Raw genomic sequence first — 18,444 nt, forward strand, 5'->3', positions numbered from 1 at the left:
GCTGCGCACCTCGCAGGTGCTGGCGCTCGCCGAGGACGCGCAGAGCGCCGGAGCGAGCGCGGTGCTCCTGGCGCCGCTCGGCTACCAGCCGCTGACGGACGAGGACGTGCTGGGGCTCTACGAGGACGTGACGGCTCAGCTCTCGGTGCCGCTCGTCGTGTACGACAACCCCGGGACGACGCGCTTCTCCTTCTCCGACGACCTCTACGGGGCCGTCGCCCGGCTGCCGCAGGTCGCCTCCCTCAAGATCCCCGGCGTGCCGGAGGGACCGGGCGCCGCGGCGGCGCGCGTCAGCGAGATCCGGGAGCGGGTGCCGGAGGGGGTCACCGTCGGGGTCTCGGGGGACGCCGCGGGTGCGCGCGGGCTGCTCGGCGGCTGCGACGCCTGGTACTCGGTGATCGGCGGCCTCTTCCCGCGGACGGCGCTGTCGATCGCCCGGGCGGCGCAGTCGGGCGATGAGGCGGCCGCGATCGCGGGATCGGCACGCCTGCAGCCCGTCTGGGACCTCTTCGCGGAGCACGGCGGCAGCTACCGCGTGGTCGCGGCGATGGCGGAGCAGCTCGGTCTCGCCGAGGCGCGCTGCCTCCCGCGTCCGGTCCGCGGGCTCGGTGCACGGGCGCGGGCCCGGGTCGCGGAGGTCCTGGCGGAGCTGGGGCCTGTGCTGGAGTGATCCGCGGGCGGGTCGGCGGGAGGACGGCTCGGACGGCGTGGTCGTTCCGGACAGCTGGAGGGGCGGGCCGGGATGTCCCCGACCCGCCCCTCCGGCGGAGCACGCGACCTCAGCAGGCCTTGGACGCGCGGTAGGTGTTGCGTCCCGCCGCCACGAACAGCGCGTCGAGGACTCGGGCCTTGCCCGGCGCCACGGAGTAGCAGCTGCCGTCGAAGTCGGCGATGATGTCGGCCTTGCGCTCGACCGTGCTCGACCCGCAGTTGCGGAAGACGAGAGCGCGCTGGCGCAGGACGCCCTCGGGTCCGAGGGTGGCGCCGGTGGCCACCTCCTGGGCTCCGCACGCGTAGTTCCCGGCGCTCACGTACTGTCCGTTCGCGACCTCGGCCGCGGAGGCGGGCGTCGCGACAGCGACGACGCCGACGGAGGCGATGGCGCCCGTGAGGGCGAGGGTGGCAAGAGTTCGTCGAAGAGTCATGGTCGTTTCTCCTTCTGCTTCTCGGTCTCTTCACGCTGGCACCGGTCCGCCGACGAGCGCGAGGAACCTGGGAGCCTTCACACCGGGGGGCCAGACCGGTGCGGGGAAGTGCTCCCGAACGGGGCGAAAGGGTCGGAACCGGCGGGGCGGACGATCAGGAACGGGCCTCTCCTTCGCTTCCTGAGCGCCTCGATCCGCCGCCGATGCGGTCGCCGAGCCGCCGACCGTTCCGTCCGTGCGGCGTCGTCCCTCCGCCGTCCCGCGACTGGCGCGCATCGACGGGTCGTCCGGCCGGTCCTCCGGCTAGCGTTGCAGGCACACCCCCCCCGCCGACCCGGACCGCTCCGCCGACCTCGTCGGTTCGCGGTCCCTGCACGAGGAGCCCCCGTGTCCCCCGACGATTCAGCAGTACCCCCCTCTCGAACTCCCGGCCTACGGCGGCGCGCCGTCATCGGCGGCGCCCTCACGGGTGCTCTCGCTCTGGGCGCGGCGACGCTCCCGGCCGCCTCCGCCTCCGCCTCCCCCGTGCCCGGCCTGCCCGGGGAGAGGACCCGCACGATCAACGTGAGGACGAAGAACCGCGGCGTGCTCTACGACGTCCTCACGGTCTCGATCGCGGGCGACCTCGCGCGGATCTTCGTGCCGCAGACGGTGAAGCCGCGGCAGGCCGCGGCGGTACCGGTGATCTGGTTCATCCACTCCGCGCAGGCCGACCACACCTCGCTGTCCAGCGTCTTCGCGTACCCGGCCGAGCTCGCCGTCGAGCGGGGCGCCATCGCGATCTGCCAGACGCTCGGCGGAACGATCTGGACCAACGACACCGCTCAGAAGCACCAGCGGAACGGCTACGCCTACCTCTCCGGCCAGTTCCCGATCGCCGCGAGCTACCTCTGGGCGATGTCGGCCGGCGGTGCGCTCGCCTGCGAGGACTACGGCGCGCGGGTCTTCCCCGGCATCAACGGCGTCTACCTGGTCAACGGCGTCTACGACCTCCGCGACACCCACGACCGCACGACGCGGGGCCGCTTCTCGATCGGCGGTGCCTTCGGCGGCAGCACCGCTCAGATCGACTCCCACAACCCGAAGCGGCTGCCCGCCTCCGCCTGGGCCGGCGCGAACATCCGCGCGGTGGTGTCCGACACGGCCCACCCGGACCCGAGCGTGCCGCCGGCACTGCACGGGCTCGCCCTCGTGAAGAAGGCGACGGCCACGGCCAGGGAGGCGACCGTCCGGACGCACGCGCTCGGCCACAACGCGCCGTCGTGGGTGAACCAGGACGGCATCGACGCGATCTTCCGCTGGCACGCCGGGCTGGCCGCCGCACCGGCGCCGTCCGCGACGCCGACCCCGACGAAGACGCCCGTCGTCCGCCCGTCCACCGCGGGCCGCTGGGACTTCGACCAGGCGGACGCCCCGTACGCGGGAGAGCCGGGGTCTCCGTTCCGACCCCGCTGAGCGGTCCGGACGCGACGGCGTCCCTCGGGAAGCGCTGACCGTCACATGCGCTCGGCGCGGCGATCGGCGCAGCTGCGCGGGCCTGCCGCGGGACCGGGCGAGCCCTCCTCCGCGGAGCTCCGCGGCGCCCTCTTCCGGACAGGGCCGCTAGAGGACATTGTCAGCGGCGGGACGGCCGTGCCACGGTTCGAGGACGGCCGATGGGGGCCGTCCCGATCGAAGGCAGCACATGCGCTCCAGCACCGTCCCTCGTCCGCCCGCCGTCGAGGACGGCACGTCGCAGCCGCGGGATCCAGGAGCGGCGCGGCGGCTCCGGCGGGGTCTGCTCGGGTTGACCGCGGCCGTCGCGCTCCTCGTCGGCACCGCCGTTCCTCTCGCGGCGGTCGCCGCTCCGTCCGCCCCTGTCCTCGGGGTGGCGGCCTGGGGAAGCGGCACCGACGGGAAGACCACGGTCCCGGCCGGGGTCGAGGGTGTCCTCTCCCTCGCCGCGGGCCGGACCCACAGCCTCGCCGCGAACGGCGACGGCGGGGTCGTCGCCTGGGGCCGCGGGTCGTACGGGCAGACCAGCGTCCCCGACGGTCTCACGGGGGTCGTCGCGGTCACCTCCGGCGACTACAGCAGCCATGCGCTGAAGAGCGACGGGACCGTCGTCTCCTGGGGCTACGACGGCGACGGGCAGGTGTCGAGGAGTGCCGCGCTGACCGGGATCGTCGCGATCTCGTCCTCCCGCGACAACAGCCTCGCGCTCGGCAACGACGGCACCGTCACGTCGTGGGGCAGCAACGGGCTGGGCGAGGGCCTGGTCCCGGCCGGCCTCGGAGGCGTCACGGCCATCGCCGCGGGCCAGCGCCACAGCCTCGCCGTGTCCGGCGGAAGGGTGGTCGCCTGGGGCTGGGACCTCTACGGGCAGACCGACGTCCCCGCGGGGCTCGAGGGCGTGGTGGCCGTTGCGGCCGGAGAGACCCACAGCCTCGCGCTGAAGGAGGACGGCACCGTCGTCGCCTGGGGCGCGAGCTCCGATTCGGTCGTCGTCGACTACGGCCAGACCACGGTGCCGGAAGGCCTGTCCGGGGTCGTGGCGATCGCCGCCGCATCCGACTACAGCCTCGCGCTGAAGGGCGACGGCACGATCGTCGGGTGGGGCCGGAGCTCGGCCGGGCAGCTGCAGTTCCCCGCCGGCCTCGCCGGCACGACGGCTCTCGCAGCCGGACCCGATCACGTGCTCGCCCGGGGCCCGCGTCCCGTCCTGACGGCGGACGCTCCTCCCGCGTCCGGGCCGCTCGGAGCGGCCGCCTCGTACACCTTCGCGGCCGACCGCCCCGCCTCGTTCGCGATCGCCTCCGGCTCCCTCCCCGACGGCCTGACCCTCAGCGCGTCCGGGCTCCTCTCCGGCACGCCGACGACCGCGGGGACGTCCACCTTCGCCGTCTCCGCGCGGAACCCCTTCGGCTCCACCGTCGGGGCCTCGCACACGTTCGCCGCGGCGGAGACGACGGTCGCGCCGACCCTGGCCGGCGACCCGCCCGCCGCGACGGTGGGCACCCCGTACGACTTCGACTACAGCGTGACGGGCACACCGGCGCCGACGGTCTCGCTCGTCTCCGGAACGCTCCCCGCCGGCCTGAGCCTCGATGATCGTGGCGGCCTGACCGGGACGCCGACGACCGCCGGCCGCTCCACCTTCACCCTGCGGGCTCAAAACGCTGCGGGGAGCGCGGAGACCACCAGCACCGTCGTCGTCTCCCCCGCCGCCGCTGCACCGGCGATCTCCGGCACCCCCGGGCCGGGCGTCGTCGGCACCCCCTACGACTTCGGCTACACCGTCTCGGGCTTCCCCGCGCCGTCGGTGGCCGTCTCCTCCGGTGCGCTCCCGTCCGGCCTCACCCTGACTCCGGCCGGGCGCCTGACCGGGACTCCGTCCGCGCCGGGCACCTTCACGTTCACGCTGACGGCCCGCGCCGGCACCGCCTCCGCGGAGACCACCAGCACCGTCACCGTCTCGTCGCCGACGGTCGCGCCGACCCTCTCCGGGACGGTCGCGGCCGGCGTCGTCGGCTCGGCCTACGACTTCCGCTACGCGGTGAGCGGCACGCCCGCTCCGTCGGTCTCCCTGGTCTCCGGCGCACTGCCCGCCGGGCTCACCCTCGACGCGACCGGGCGCCTCTCCGGGACGCCGACCACGGCCGGGACCACCACCTTCAGCATCCAGGCCGCGAACTCGGCGGGCACGGCTCGGGCGACGAGCACGCTGACGGTCTCGCCGAAGCAGGTCGCGACGAAGGCCGATCTGCGCGTCTACCTCTCCGGGCCGGCCTCGGCGGTGAAGGGGAGGACGCTCACCTACACCCTCATCACGACGAACGCCGGTCCGGTTGCGTCTGGGTCGGTCTTCTCGCAGGTCGTCCTGCCCGCGGGTGTGCAGTTCGTCTCGGCGACCGGCTCGTACACCAGGGTCGGGAACGTCGTGGTGTTCCAGCGGGCCGGCCTGGCGGACGGGCGGACCGTGTCGGAGAAGATCACGGTGAGGGCGGCCGTCTCGGGCACGGCGACCGCGCTGGCGGCGGCGTTCTCGACGAAGACGCCCGACCCGTCCATCCGCAGCAACGCGGACACGACGAGCACGACGATCCGCTGACCGCGGGAGCGTGACGGCGGGCGGTCCCTCGCGGGCCGCCCGCCGTTCTCGGTGCGGGAGCGTCGAGGTCCGCCGCGTCCGCGCCTCGTCTTCGACCGCTAGCCGGCCCGAGGGCGGTAGAAGCGCACGACCGGGAGGGCAGCCGTCGGAGCCTCGCGCACGACGATCTCGAGGCGCTGGATCAGGGCCGGGACGGTCGGCGTGGTCTCGAGCCGGCACTCGAGCTCTCCGTCGCGGCCCGGCAGGAGGAAGGCCGCCTGCGCCGCGGAGGCGCTCCAGAGCAGCCGCTCCACCAGCGGCCTCGCGGTCGGGTCCTCGGCGAGCCCGCCGATCTCCGCGATCGCAGTGGCGAGGCGGCCGGCGCGCACGTCGGCCGGCACATCGCTCAGCAGGTTGGGGCTGAACAGGGCGCCGCTGCCCGGCTCCCCCGCCCGGGTGAGGTCTCCCGCGACGATCGCGGCCTCGACGGCGGCGGCCGCGGCGAGCGTCGACGGGAGGAGGGTGATGATCCGCGCCGGAGGAGCGGTGTCCTCGAGGGCGGCGCGGAGCAGTCCCGTCGCGGCGGCGGCGAGCTTCGCCCCGTTCGCGGTCGCGAAGACCACGGCCCCCAGGCCCGACTCCAGATGCCACCGCATGTTCGACGACCAGCCCGGCAGGCCGCCGGAGTGGTGGGCGATCCCGCCGAAGCGGACGTCGTGCTCGACGACGAGGCCGAACCCGTACGCGGAGCCGTCGAGCGTGCTCTCGACGGCGCGAGGGCTCAGCGCGGGGACCGGCGTCCAGCCGCGCTGCATCTCGCGGCGGGAGGCACGGCTCAGCACCGGGTCGTCGTCCGCGCCGTCCTCGCCCTCGAACGCGGAGGAGAGCCAGCCGCTCCAGCGGGCGATGTCGCCGACCGTGCTGAGCATGCTCGCGGCGCAGGCGCCCGCTCCGGTGCCGGTGACGGGGCGGGGCACCCAGGTCGCTCCGTCGTCGAAGGTGCTGAAGCCGGCCGCGAGGTCGGTGCCGTCAGGGTAGTCGCCGCTGTCGTAGCGGGTGTCGTGGAGGCCGAGCGGCTCGAGGATCGTCCGCGTCGCGAAGGACGGGAAGTCCTCCCCGGTCACGTTCTCGACGAGCACGCCGAGCAGCCAGAAGCCGATGTTGGAGTACTGGTAGACCTCACCCGGCCGCTCCGTGAAGGTCAGCCCGCGGCGGACGACCTCGAGGAACTCCTCCCGCGTCAGAGCCATGACGTCGTCGGCCCAGCCGTTGTCCTCCGGGAGCCCCGAGCAGTTGCTGAGGAGCATCCTGACCGTCACGGGCAGCGGCCGGCCCGCGGAGTCGAGCGGGTCGGTGAACTCCGGCACGTGGTCGGCGACGCGGTCGTCGAGGCGGAGCAGCCCGCGGTCGCGCAGGATCAGCACCGCCGCCGCCTCGAAGCTCTTCGACATGGAGGCGATGCGGTGCACGGTCCCGGGCCCGGGAGCGGCGCCGTCGAGGCGGTGCTCGCCGCGGCCGTGGTGGACGAGCAGCCCGCTGCGGTCGAACAGGGCCCAGCTCAGCGAGGGGGCCGGCGGCGCCTCCTCGTCGAACCACCGGGCCAGCCGGTCCTGGAGCGGCGGGGAGAGGAGCGTCGGCCGAGGGAGCGTCATGCCCTCATCCTCCCGCACGCGGCACAGGCCGCCGCGGTCCCGCGGGTCACCGCGGAAGGACGCCGTCCGGGCTCAGCCAGTCCGGGCGGCTCCCCTCGACCGCGTCCAGGACGTCCTCCTGCGGGCCGGTCGCCGGTCTCCGCGGCGACGATGATCCGGTCGTCGACGGTAGCGGAGGGGCCCGCTGTGCATCCGGCGAGCATCCCGATCAGCAGCACTCCCCCGGCGACGCGCGCCCGTCCGCTCACCGTCGAGCGTCGCGGCGACGGCCGCTCCGGCGGGCTGACGAGTCCCGGCGAGAGCCCGAGCGACCGCCGGCACCTGCGAGCCGGACGAGGAACTTCTCAGGTCCTCTTGCGTGTCGCAGGCGCGGAACCTAGTTTTGTCGAACCGGTTCGAAGCACTGTTGCTCCGACCCCGGACCGACGCCCGCCGTCGTCCGGCCGGCTGTCCCCACAGAAAGTGACCAGCGTGACAACGATGTCCTCCCCGAGGCGCGGCACCCGCTCCCTCGCCCTCGCGCTGAGTGCCGCGACACTCGCCGCCCTCGCCGTCGCTCTCCCGAGCGCCGAGTCCGCCTCCGCGGCCGACACCTCCGTCCCCGCCGACGCGCTCATCCTCCAGTACGACTTCGAGCAGGGGCAGGTGTCCGGATCCACGGTCGCCGACCTCTCGTCGAAGAAGCTCGACGGCACCGTCGTCAACAGCGCGAGAGCGACGTACGTCGCGGGTCGGAAGGCCGGTACGACCGCGATCGACCTTCCCGGGGGCGCGGCGGACTCGACCTCCGCGCCCTACCTGACCGTGCCGAACGGGCTCTTCCAGGGCGTGACGCAGACCACCGTCTCCGCCTGGACGAAGTGGTCCGGCACCGGAGGCTTCCAGTGGCTGTGGTGCCTGGGCATCAGCCCCGACGCCGCGTCGGCCTTCGCTCCGTCGTTCGACGGCGGCAGCGCCCGCGCGATCATCAAGCAGCTGAAGGACGGCGGCGAGACCGGAGTCTCCAGCTCCTCGCCGCTGCAGAAGGACCAGTGGGTCAACGTCACCGCGACGATGGACGGCACGACCGTGACCCTGTACCTCAACGGTCTGCAGGTCGCGACGGCTCCCGCCTCCGTCGACCTCGCGAAGCAGCTCTACTCCGCCTCCGCCTCCAAGAGCGGCAACATCGGCCGGGCGCTCTGGAACGTGCACCCCTACTTCGACGGAGCGATCGACGACTTCCGCGTCTACAACCGGGCTCTGACCGCCGCTCAGGTCCGGGGTCTGGCGGGCGACGCCGCGCCGGCCGTCACCGGCGTTCTCTCGACGAGCGTCGCGGTCACCACCGGCATCGGCGTCGCGCCGGCCCTGCCGGGGGTCCCCGCCACCTACTCCGACGGCGTGAACCGCGACGCCCCGGTCACCTGGGAGAGCGTCCCCGCCTCCGCGTACGCGAAGCGCGGCACCTTCACCGTGAAGGGCACCGTCACCGGCCTCGGCACCGCGGTCACGGCGACCGTCACGGTGCGCGCACTCGACGAGATGACCATCGACCTCGGCACGAGCACCGGGGAGTTCATGGGCGGCGCGTCCGGCACCCTCTACGGGGTCTACGGCGAGGGCCTCCCCTCCGACAACCTCCTCGAGGGGATCGACCTGCGCACGGTCTCGACCAAGGCGCAGGACGGGCCGCAGCATCCGGGCGCGGACGCGCTGAGCGTCGCTAAGGCCGTCGCCGACACCTCGGACGGCGACACCTACATCTACATGACGGACATCTACCGCGGTTTCCCCTACGAGTGGCCGGGCAGCACTCCCCAGGAGAAGCTGGCCGACTACCAGGCGAAGATCGCCACGCAGGTCGACCAGGTGCTCGCGCTCCCCGAGGAGTACCAGGACAACATCGTGTTCGTGCCGTTCAACGAGCCCGAGGGCAACATGTTCGGCAACGGGAAGTGGAGCTACGACGGGAAGAGCTGGCTGGAGGACCCGACCGCGTTCTTCGCCGCCTGGGACAGCACCTACGCGCTGATCCGCGACAGGATGCCCGACGCCCGCATCGCCGGACCGAACACCAGCGTCCTCTACGACCAGGTCCGCGGATTCATGACCCACACGCTCGAGCAGGACACCGTCCCCGACGTGATGACCTGGCACGAGCTGAGCGCCCCGGGTGAGATCCGCACCAACGTCGACCGCTTCCGGGCCTGGGAGGACGAGCTGTACGCGGGCACGTCCTACGCCGGGAAGCACCTGCCGGTGAACCTCAACGAGTACGCCTTCAACTACCACACCTCCGTGCCCGGCCAGATGGTCCAGTGGATCAGCGCGCTCGAGGACAAGAAGGTCGACGGCGACATCGCCTACTGGAACATCGACGGCAACCTCTCCGACTCCGCGGTGCAGGCCAACCGCGCCAACGGCCAGTGGTGGCTCCTCAACGCCTACGCCTCGATGACCGGCGACACCGTCGCGGTCACGCCGCCCAAGCCCGGCCAGAGCTACACCCTCCAGGGCGTCGCGACCCTCGACACCGCGGCCAAGCAGGCGAGAGCCCTCTTCGGAGGCGTCGGCGGCTCGCAGAAGGTCGCGTTCGAGCGCATCCCGGCCGCCACCTTCGGCTCGAAGGTCCACGTGGAGGTCAGCGAGATCCGCTGGACCGGCCAGGTCGGCGACTCGGGAGCCCCGCAGACGGTCAAGGAGTTCGACGCGTCCGTCGTGGACGGCGCCCTCTCGCTCGACTTCGGAGGATCCCTCCCCGCGCTCGACGTCGACTCCGCCTACGAGGTCGTCCTGACCCCGGGCGCCAACGCGTCGTCGCCGTCCGCCTCGCCCGTCGACTTCCGCCAGAAGTACGAGGCCGAGGACGCCCGCTACACCGGATCGCGGAACCTGAACGGACCCGAGGGCTCGCCGACCAACGTCGGCGGCTTCTACACCTCGGGCGGACGCAACGTGGGCGGGATCCGCACCGGCGGTGACCTGAAGCTCGACTTCGCGGTCACCGTCCCGAAGGACGGCGAGTACGACCTCAGCGTCTTCGCCAACTCCCTCAACACCTACGCCGCCAACGCCCAGCAGGGTCCGATCAACGCGTTCCTGAGCGTCGACGGCGCTGCGGAGCAGGAGATCCTCCTTCCGCTGGCCTACAAGTTCGTGGTCTGGGACCACGCGGACACGAAGGTGAAGCTGACCGCCGGGACCCACACGATCTCGCTCGCCGCGAAGAACCTCGCCGGCACGAAGTCGACCGTGGGCGACGCGATCGTCGACAAGATCGAGCTCTCCCTCCCCAGCGCGGCCGCCGCGACCTCGATCCACGAGGCCGAGACCGGCACGCTCGACAACGGAGCGACGGCCGACTACTCCCGCGCCGGCGTCTCCGGCTCGGGCACGGCGACGCTCACCAGCGGCGCCTCCACCACCGTCTGGGGCTACTCCGCGAAGGACGCGCCGTCCTCCGTGACCGTGGACACCCTGGGCGGCGGCACCGGCGACCTCTACGTGAACGATGTGAAGGTCGGGCCGGTGGGCGCGAGCTCGACCCGTCAGGTCTTCCTCTCGGGCGGCGTGAACAAGATCGAGGTCGTCGGCACGAGCGGCACGCTCCTCGTCGATCGGATCGTCATCGGAGTGAGCGCAAACCCGCCCGCGACGACGAGCTACGAGGCGGAGGCGGCCACGATCACCGGCCCCGCCACGGTCCGCGACCTGTCCTTCGCGTCGGGCGGCAAGGCCGTCGGGAACATCGGGGGCGGACGCGACGGCGACTCGACCCTGACCTTCGGCGACGTGAAGGCCGAGCAGGACGGGACGTACGCGCTCACGCTGCGCTACTCCAACGAGGAGCAGTCCCCCGCGACGCACTACAACCCCGACCCGCTCGCCCGCCACGCGGACATCACGGTCAACGGAGTGACGCAGCGCGTGCTCTTCCCGCACACGTTCCACCAGAACCAGCTGTGGGACCTGAGCGTGCCGGTCACGCTCAGGAAGGGCTCGAACACCATCGCGATCACCTCGAAGGAGCTCCCGGGCTTCGACGGGACGACCTACCTCTCCGACACCTTCCCCGGCGTCCTGCTCACCTCGCAGTACGCGCCCAACATCGACAGGATCTCGGTCACGCCCTTCGTCGGGCGGACCACGGGCCTGACGGTGAGCGGCACGGCGGCCTCGCGCTGCACCGCGGGGAAGGTCACGATCACGGGGACGGCGACCAACACCAGCGCGGTCGCCGCTGACGTCACGATCGGCTCGGCCTGGGGCACGAAGACCTTCACCGGGGTCGCTCCCGGCAAGACGGTCTCAGCCGCCTTCAGCACCCGCGCTGCGAGCGTCGGAGCCGGCGCTCTCGACGTGCGGATCGCGGGGACGGTCGACGGCGCTGCGGCGAGCGGATCCACGGCACCGGCCTACGGTGCGGCGCGCTGCGGCTGATCCGTCCAGAACGCCCTGACGCGGCCGGGCACCTCGTGCGCCCGGCCGCGTCGGCGTGTCGTCGGGACCGGACGTTCCCCGACGGGGACGAGCGCGCCGTGGACGAGCAGAGCGCCGGAGCCGCAGCGTCCGGTCCTCGCTCCGGGGACGCGGCGCCCGAGTTGCGTGCGCCGCGCCGCACTGCCACTCTCGACACGGTTCGAGCGGGGGTGGAGATGGCCACGATCGGAGACGTCGCGAAAGCGGCAGGGGTCTCGCGCAGCACGGTGTCGTACGTCCTCTCCGGCAAGCGCAGCATCTCCCCCGAGACGCGCAAGCGCATCGAGGACGCGATCGCCGAGCTCGACTTCACGGTCAACGCCGGAGCACGGGCGCTCGCGACGCGCCGCACCATGGCGCTGGGCCTGCTCGTCCACTTCGACCCGGACGAGTTCGCGCCCGCGATGGTCGAGTACGTGCTCCCCATCACGGCCCGCGCCCGCGAGCTCGGCTACGACGTGCTGCTGGCCACCGAGGCCGACGGGGCGGCTGCCGTCCGCCGGCTCACGCGCTCCGGTCAGGTCGACGGACTGATCCTCCTGAGCGTCGCGGACGACGACGACCGGCTGCCCGTCCTGCGCGCCTCGCGGCGGCCCGGTGCCGCCCTCGGCGTGCCCGCGGACGCCTCCGGGGTGGACGTCTTCGACCTCGACTTCGGCGACGCGGCCCGCCTGCTGATCGAGCACCTGGGCGCCCTCGGGCATCGGAGCATCGGTCTCGTCACCCCTCCTGAGCGCGTCTTCGACCGCGGAGGGACCTACGGGCTCCGGTTCCGCGAGTCGGCTCTCGAGACCGCCGGTCGGCTCGGGATCGAGCTGGTGCTGCGCCCGGCCGCCACCGCCGCCGACGCCGTCGAGCCGATGATCACGGCGTTCCTCGACGACAACCCCGGACTCACGGCGCTGGTCGTCCACAGCGACCGGACCATCGCGATGCTTCCCGCGATCCTGGGCCGACGCGCTGTCGCCGTGCCCGGGCAGCTGTCCGTCGTGAGCCTGTACTCGGCCGAGTTCGCCCGCGACTTCTCGCTCCCCTACAGCTACGTCGAGACGGGTGCCGCCGAGCTCGGCGCGCACCTGGTCGACACGCTCGTCGAGCGGATCGAGCAGCCGTCCCGCGGCGAGGAGCCGTCGATCCGCCTCCTGCCCGCGCGTCTCGTCGACCGCGGGAGCGCCCGCGCGGTCTGAGGACCGCTCCGGAGCCCCCGAGGCCCGGTCAGAAGCGCGAGGCGACCTCGTAGAGGACCTCGTCGTCGCCCGCGTAGACGCCGTCGCGCCGCGGCCAGTGCGCGATCACGTCCGTGAAGCCGAGCTCCTCCGCCCGGCCGGCCATGTCCTCGAACCGGGCGACGCTCTCGAGGGAGTAGTCGCTCCCGGAGTCGAGCGAGAGGTGGCGCTCGACGGTGCGCGGGTCGCGCCCGGCCGCCTCGAGCGCCGCGTCGAGCCGCCGGGAGAGGGACGCGACCGCCCGCCACCACTCCTCGCTCGACACTCCCTCCGGGCCGGTGGTGACCCAGCCCTGCCCGCGATCGGCGACGAGCGCGAGGCCCTTCGGCCCGTTCGCGGCGAGGACGAACGGGACGCGGGGGCTCTGCACGGGCTCGCCCACCATGCGCGCCGAGCGGGCGGTGAACCACTCCCCCTCGAGGTCCACTCCGCCCGAGCCGGGCTCCTCGAAGCGCAGCAGCGCGTCGAGGGCTGTGACGAACTCGGTGAAGCGCTCGTGCCGCTGCCGGGGCGAGTAGTCGGGCTGCCCGAGCACGCGCGCGTCGAAGCCCGTGCCGCCCGAGCCGACCCCGAGGATGGTCCGACCGCCCGAGATCTCGTCCAGCGTCGCGATCTCCTTCGCGAACGGCACCGGGTGGCGGAAGTTCGGGGAGGCCACGAACGTGCCCAGGCGGAGCGTCTCGGTCACCATCGCGGCAGCGGTGAGGGTGGGGACGGTCGCGTGCCACGGCTGGTCGGCGAGGGAGCGCCAGGAGAGGTGGTCGTAGGTCCACGCGTGGTCGAAGCCCAGGCCCTCGGCCGACTGCCACTTCCGGCGGGCCTCGGCCCACGGGTCCTGCGGGAGGATGACGATGCCGTGTCGCATCGTCCGAGTGTACGAGCGCCGTCGGGTCAGAGCGCGGCGGGCGGCACCGGGGGCGGATCGGGCACCTCGTCCACGACCGAGCGCGGGACCATCCCGGGTCGGCATCCGCACGCGCAGGCGCAGCGGTTCCCGCTCCGACGCGCCGAGCAGCTCGCGGGCGGCGCTCCGCACCTGCCGCGCCAGCGCCGGGTGCACGGCCCCCGGATCCTCGAACGCGGCGACCAGCTCGCGCAGCACTCGGGTGGTGCTCCGCGGGTCGCCGTCCTGCCTGGCATCGGATCGGCCCCTCACTCTCGGCACGGCCGTCAGGGTCCCGGCGGTGCAGCGGATGTCTCGCGCCGACGGTAGGGCCGGGACGGCGCCGTGGCACTGAGGTTGACAACGGGAGGACCCGGCGGATCGCGGTGCGCGGGGTGCGATCCGCGCGAGGGCGGTCCTGCTGGGGATCGACGGCCACCGCCGGGAGAACCCGCTTCCCACGATCGCGCCCGTCCGGTCGCGGCTGCTCTCGGGGCGTGATCACGACGACGGAGCGGGTGGACGACTGGGTCGAGGGCTGGTGCCGGGCACGCGGCGTGCAGCGCGTCCGCGAGGACGGGGCCTGGCTGGTCGATGTCGGAGCGGAGTCGCGCACGCGGGAGCGGATCCTGGTCGATCCGTCGCCCTCCGCGCCGCAGGCGGGCGCCGAGCGGGTGGCCGGGCCCCAGGAGTGGCTGACGGTCATCGGCCTGGGCGACGACGCCCGCCTCGCGCCCGCCGCCGGGCTGGAGCTCGTCGCGGGCGACGAGAGCCTGATGGCGGCGCTCCTCGGCCCGGGCCGCACCGCCGAGGGTGCCCTGCTCGCGGGAGCCGTGCTCGAGGCCGCCGACGGAGTGGCGAGCGTCCGGCTGCTGGTCGACGGAGTCGTCGCCGCTCAGGGCACCGCCGCCGTGCACGGGACGGTCGCGGTTCTGGACCGGATCGAGACCGATGCGCGGTTCCGCCGACGCGGGCTGGGACGGCGGGTCGTCGACGCCCTCACCGCCTGGGCCCGGTCCGAGGGTGCACGGAGCGGTCTCCTCGTCGCCAGCACGGACGGCCGCCCCCTCTACCTCACCCTCGGCTGGGAGGTGGTCGCGCCGGTGCGCATCTGGCGCGGGGCCGCACTCCGAGATCCGGGACAGGGCTGCGCGGCCGCCGGGCGATGATCCCCCGCCGTACGGCCCTCCGGGAGCGCACGTCCGCCTGAGTACGGAATCCCGCGCAACGGATACAGGCGGCGGAGAACGGCGAAGCAGCCGTGAAGCGGCCGCCCGCCGATCTGTATTCAGCCGATAACACCACCCTCGAAAGAGGGACGCCCGCTATCGCTCGAACGGCCTTGTCCGAGAAGCGGATCATCCGCTTCTCGGACTCGTGTCACCGCCCTCGGGTCGTCACCCGAGAGCGCCCTTCTCGGCCGAGTAGAGCTGCTTCACCTGCTCCGCGGTCAGCGCCCGGTCCCACACCCGCAGTCGGGCGAGGGAGCCGGCGAAGCGGTTGATCATCGTGCCGTCCCGGCCGACCGCTCCGACCACGAAGTCGCCGGGAGCCGCGTTGAGGCCGTCGGAGTAGACGTAGGGGTTCTTGGCGTAGGTCGCGCCGAGCTTGTCGGTGTACACCGGGTACGCGGTGGCGGCGCCGTCGAGGTACGAGACCGCGACTGCGCCGTCGTACGTCCCGACGTGCAGCTGCCACACGCCGCGCGTGATCCGGCGGGGCTCCACCGAGTAGTCGCGCGAGTACGGGTAGCCGGGCGTCGGCCCGCCGAGCTTCGAGACGTGCATGCACACGCGCTCCCAGCCGCCGTACTCGGGGAGGTTGTTGAACAGCGCATAGGAGCGCAGCGGCCCGACCGTCGACTCCTCCCAGACGCCCGCGATGCAGGCGCCGTCCGCGTCGGAGTTGAGCACCCACACCGCGATCGTCACCTGGCCGGTCGAGGCGCCCAGGTTGAGCGGGCCGACCTCGTCCTTGGGGACGACCAGGTGGTCCGTCGTCCCGTTGAGGGCGACTCCGGTGCCGAACGGCGTGGCGACGGCGCGGGCGGAGGAGCCCGCGCCCTGCCGCAGCGCCGGAGCGCCCGCGACGGCCGAGGCGAAGGGGGCGGCGCTCTCGGCGAAGGACCACTCCGCGATCGGCGTGGGCACGGTGACCGTGGGGACCGGAGCGGCGTCGCCGACCACGAACGCGTCGAGGATCAGGTTGGTGCCGCTCGAGGCCGGGTTGCGGCCGCTCCCGCGGCGGATGGTCACCGTGTGCGGCCCGGCCGCGAGCTGTCCGCTGCTCCAGACCGTCTGCTTCGACCGCGTCGCGGCGCTGTAGCGGTCGACGGACGCGACCTTGACTCCGTCGAGCTCGACCTCGTTGATGCCGGACGAGCCGGTGAGGCGGCTGATCCAGCTCACGCTGGTACCCGTGAAGGCGAGGGTGGCGGAGGCGCCCGCGGTGGTCGAGTAGGCGATGCTGCCGCCGCTGTCCGTGCTCGCCTTCAACGTCGACCAGGTGCCGGTCGTGACGATCGGGGCGGCGCCGTTCTCGTAGGTGCCCGCTCCGGGCAGCGTCGTCGCCAGCGGAGGCGTCGCGTCGCCGACCACGAAGGAGTCGAGCAGCAGGTTGGTCCCGGTCGAGGCCGGATTGCGGCCGCTCCCCCGGCGGATCGTCAGCGTGTGCGGCCCGGCGGCGAGCTGTCCGCTGCTCCACACCGTCTGCTTCGAGCGGGTGGACGCGCTGTAGCGGTCGACGGAGGCGACCTTCACACCGTCGAGCTCGACGTCGTTGATCCCGGAGGACGACGTGAGTCGGCTGATCCAGGCGATGCTCGTGCCGGTGAAGGCGAGCGTCGCGGAGGCGCCGGAGCTGGTCGAGTAGGCGATGCTCCCGCCGCTGTCCGCGGTGGCCTTCAGCGTCGTCCAGGTGCCGGTGGTGACGATCTGCGCGGCGCCGTTCTCGTAGGTGCCCGCGCCGGGCAGCGTGGACACGGGTGGCGTCTCGGGCTCGGGCTCCGTCTGCGGCACGGGGCCCTCGGTGATCCAGCGCTGGAAGGTGTCGAGCATCTCCTTGTTGGTGAAGCTCGGGACCTTGTGCCCGTCGGTGCCCTCCCCCGGGTGGGTGCGGACCGTCGCCTCCTTCGCCAGGGGCAGGGCCGCGGCGTGTAGGGCGGCGCCGTGCAGGGCGAACGGCACGACCTTGTCGTCGGGCGATCCGGTGATCCTCAGCCGCGCACCGCGCCACACCGACGCGGGCAGCCGCGCCGGGTTGGTGGCGGCGATGGCCGCGGCGTCGGCGTACTCGGGGCCGATCCGGTCCGGTTCGCTCGCCGCCCGCTCCTCCATGTCGTAGGAGCTGTTGCAGAGGTACGCGCCCCGGATGTTCGGCACCATCCGCTTCCCGTAGGCCCAGGTCAGAAGCGGCCCGCCCCCGGAGTCGGAGCGGAGGAGGCTCGCGTCGATCCGCCATACCGACGAGGCCCAGGCGGCGACAGCGGCCTGGATCTCGATCGCCCGCGGGCTCGACCAGATGCTGCCGCCGTAGGTCGGGCAGATGCTGACGATGCCGCGGTCCACGGCGAGGTCGGCCGAGTACGCGAAGGCGCTCGAGAGCGCCGTGTGGGTGCCGTTGCGGGCGTGGTAGTACCAGAGCATCGATGCGCCCCTGGTCTGCGACGGAGGCGTCGCGTGCGGCACGAACAGGCGCGCCCGGTCCCCCGCGACGACGACGTCGATGATCTCGTAGCGCTTCCCGCCCGTCTTCGACGTGGCGGTGGACAGGCGCGAGACCTCGCCGGGCAGTCGGGGCACCGCGGTGAGGTCGCCGGCCGCGAGGGCCGGCGTCGCGAGGGCGATCGCGCCCGCGCCGGCGACGGATCCGGCGAGGATCGTGCGGCGGGAGAGAGCGGAGAGGGCCTTGACGCCCGATCGGGAGCCGGTGCGGGAGGAGTCGGCGGAGTCGCCGACGGCAGTGTCCTGAGGAGTCACGGAAGAGAGAGCCTTTCCGATCGTCACCGTTCCGGGTACACCGATCGAAAGAGGAGGAGAAGGCGTTCAGTGAACGAGCGGCAGCGCTCGCGTTACTGATGCGGATCACCTTCTCCTCGAGAAGGAAAGGGAAGCCGGATCAGGCTAACAGAGGGGATGAGAAGGGGTTCAGTATTTCTACCCACCGTTTTATCGACCGGAGGAGAATGGGCGAGGAATCGCTTATCCGGCCGCTTATCGTCCCTTTTCCGGTGACACGACGCGTGCTGGACACCGCCGTCTGGCAGGATGCCCCCGTGTCGGAGACGGGTCGGCTGCAGCGGGGCGGCGCCCTCCCCGTGCTCCTCGTGTTCCTCCGCCTCGGGCTGACCTCGTTCGGCGGGCCGATCGCGCACCTCGGCTACTTCCGCGAGGAGTTCGTGGTGCGCCGCGGCTGGCTGACCGATCGCGCGTACGCCGACCTCGTCGCGCTGTGCCAGTTCCTCCCCGGACCCGCGTCCAGCCAGGTCGGGATGGCTGTCGGCCTGCAGCGCGCGGGACTCGCCGGACTGGTCGCCGCGTGGTGCGGATTCACGCTCCCCTCGGCGATCGCCCTGGTCCTCGTCGCCGGTCTCGTCGCCGGTGCGGGCGATGTCGCCTCCGCCGGCTGGCTCCTGGGCCTCCAGGCGGCGGCGGCCGCGGTCGTCGCGCAGGCCGTGCTCGGGATGGCGCGCTCGCTCGCACCGGACCGCCGCCGCGCGACGATCGCCGGCGCAGCGGCTGTCGCCGTCCTCCTCGCCCCGGAGCCCGCGCTGCAAGTGGGGGTGATCGCGGCGGCGGGCCTGGCCGGCGTCCTGTGGCTCCGCCGTGAGGAGGCGGCTCCGGACGACGGCCCGGGCTTCGCGGTCCGGATCCCGACGGCGCTCGCGGTCTCGGCGCTCGCCCTCTGGGGACTCCTCCTGGCCGGCCTCCCCCTGCTGGCCGCTCTCACGGGCGAGGGAGCGGCGGGTCTCGCCTCCGTCTTCTACCGCGCGGGCGCTCTGGTGTTCGGG

At 73.2% G+C, this 18,444-nt stretch carries 11 protein-coding genes; 7 read left to right on the forward strand and 4 right to left on the reverse strand.

The genetic code is table 11. The features are described 5' to 3' along the window. Nucleotides 1–670, forward strand: a 670-nt coding sequence (locus C5D04_RS15110; RefSeq protein ID WP_104347946.1) for a dihydrodipicolinate synthase family protein, incomplete at its 5' end; no start/stop codon positions are given. A gap of 109 nt (nucleotides 671–779) precedes the next feature. Here C5D04_RS15110 and C5D04_RS15115 read toward each other — a convergent pair. Next, nucleotides 780–1,145, reverse strand: coding sequence for a hypothetical protein (locus C5D04_RS15115; RefSeq protein WP_104222056.1), 366 nt, complete (start codon nucleotides 1,143–1,145; stop codon nucleotides 780–782). Between the two features lie 387 nt (nucleotides 1,146–1,532). On the opposite strand from C5D04_RS15115, the gene C5D04_RS15120 reads away from it, so the two are divergent. Then, nucleotides 1,533–2,600, forward strand: coding sequence for a hypothetical protein (locus C5D04_RS15120; RefSeq protein ID WP_104246834.1), 1,068 nt, complete (start codon nucleotides 1,533–1,535; stop codon nucleotides 2,598–2,600). Between the two features lie 229 nt (nucleotides 2,601–2,829). Further along, a complete protein-coding gene (locus C5D04_RS15125) occupies nucleotides 2,830–5,235 on the forward strand; it encodes a putative Ig domain-containing protein (protein ID WP_146086341.1) in 2,406 nt (801 codons plus the stop codon). 98 nt (nucleotides 5,236–5,333) lie between these two features. Here C5D04_RS15125 and C5D04_RS15130 read toward each other — a convergent pair whose 3' ends face one another. Continuing rightward, entirely contained in the window at nucleotides 5,334–6,866 is a 1,533-nt protein-coding gene (locus C5D04_RS15130) for a serine hydrolase (protein WP_104292084.1), read from the reverse strand. 480 nt (nucleotides 6,867–7,346) lie between these two features. On the opposite strand from C5D04_RS15130, the gene C5D04_RS15135 reads away from it, so the two are divergent. After that, nucleotides 7,347–11,288, forward strand: coding sequence for a LamG-like jellyroll fold domain-containing protein (locus tag C5D04_RS15135; RefSeq protein WP_104325400.1), 3,942 nt, complete (start codon nucleotides 7,347–7,349; stop codon nucleotides 11,286–11,288). Between the two features lie 215 nt (nucleotides 11,289–11,503). Further along, a complete protein-coding gene (locus C5D04_RS15140; RefSeq protein WP_104347949.1) occupies nucleotides 11,504–12,514 on the forward strand; it encodes a LacI family DNA-binding transcriptional regulator in 1,011 nt (336 codons plus the stop codon). A gap of 28 nt (nucleotides 12,515–12,542) precedes the next feature. Here the strand turns inward: C5D04_RS15140 and C5D04_RS15145 are convergent, their stop codons facing one another. After that, complete coding sequence (locus tag C5D04_RS15145) at nucleotides 12,543–13,418, reverse strand: LLM class flavin-dependent oxidoreductase (protein WP_104273073.1); 876 nt, start codon at nucleotides 13,416–13,418, stop codon at nucleotides 12,543–12,545. Nucleotides 13,419–13,933: 515 nt separating this feature from the next. Here C5D04_RS15145 and C5D04_RS18545 point away from each other — a divergent pair. Beyond that, entirely contained in the window at nucleotides 13,934–14,605 is a 672-nt protein-coding gene (locus C5D04_RS18545) for a GNAT family N-acetyltransferase (protein ID WP_219815032.1), read from the forward strand. 228 nt (nucleotides 14,606–14,833) lie between these two features. Here the strand turns inward: C5D04_RS18545 and C5D04_RS15155 are convergent, their stop codons facing one another. Next, a complete protein-coding gene (locus tag C5D04_RS15155; RefSeq protein ID WP_104347948.1) occupies nucleotides 14,834–17,413 on the reverse strand; it encodes a LamG-like jellyroll fold domain-containing protein in 2,580 nt (859 codons plus the stop codon). A 296-nt stretch (nucleotides 17,414–17,709) separates the two neighbouring features. On the opposite strand from C5D04_RS15155, the gene C5D04_RS15160 reads away from it, so the two are divergent. Further along, nucleotides 17,710–18,444, forward strand: a 735-nt coding sequence (locus C5D04_RS15160) for a chromate transporter (RefSeq protein WP_258068933.1), incomplete at its 3' end; no start/stop codon positions are given.

Source organism: Rathayibacter sp. AY1D2 (assembly GCF_002932695.1).
Taxonomy (GTDB): Bacteria; Actinomycetota; Actinomycetes; order Actinomycetales; family Microbacteriaceae; genus Rathayibacter.

Coding starts and splice junctions, on each gene's coding strand:
- C5D04_RS15145 (WP_104273073.1), bottom strand. CDS start 13,418: ATGCGACACGGCATCGTCATCCTCCCGCAGGACCCGTGGGCCGAGGCC.
- C5D04_RS15115 (WP_104222056.1), bottom strand. CDS start 1,145: ATGACTCTTCGACGAACTCTTGCCACCCTCGCCCTCACGGGCGCCATC.
- C5D04_RS15130 (WP_104292084.1), bottom strand. CDS start 6,866: ATGACGCTCCCTCGGCCGACGCTCCTCTCCCCGCCGCTCCAGGACCGG.
- C5D04_RS15125 (WP_146086341.1), top strand. CDS start 2,830: ATGCGCTCCAGCACCGTCCCTCGTCCGCCCGCCGTCGAGGACGGCACG.
- C5D04_RS15140 (WP_104347949.1), top strand. CDS start 11,504: ATGGCCACGATCGGAGACGTCGCGAAAGCGGCAGGGGTCTCGCGCAGC.
- C5D04_RS15135 (WP_104325400.1), top strand. CDS start 7,347: ATGTCCTCCCCGAGGCGCGGCACCCGCTCCCTCGCCCTCGCGCTGAGT.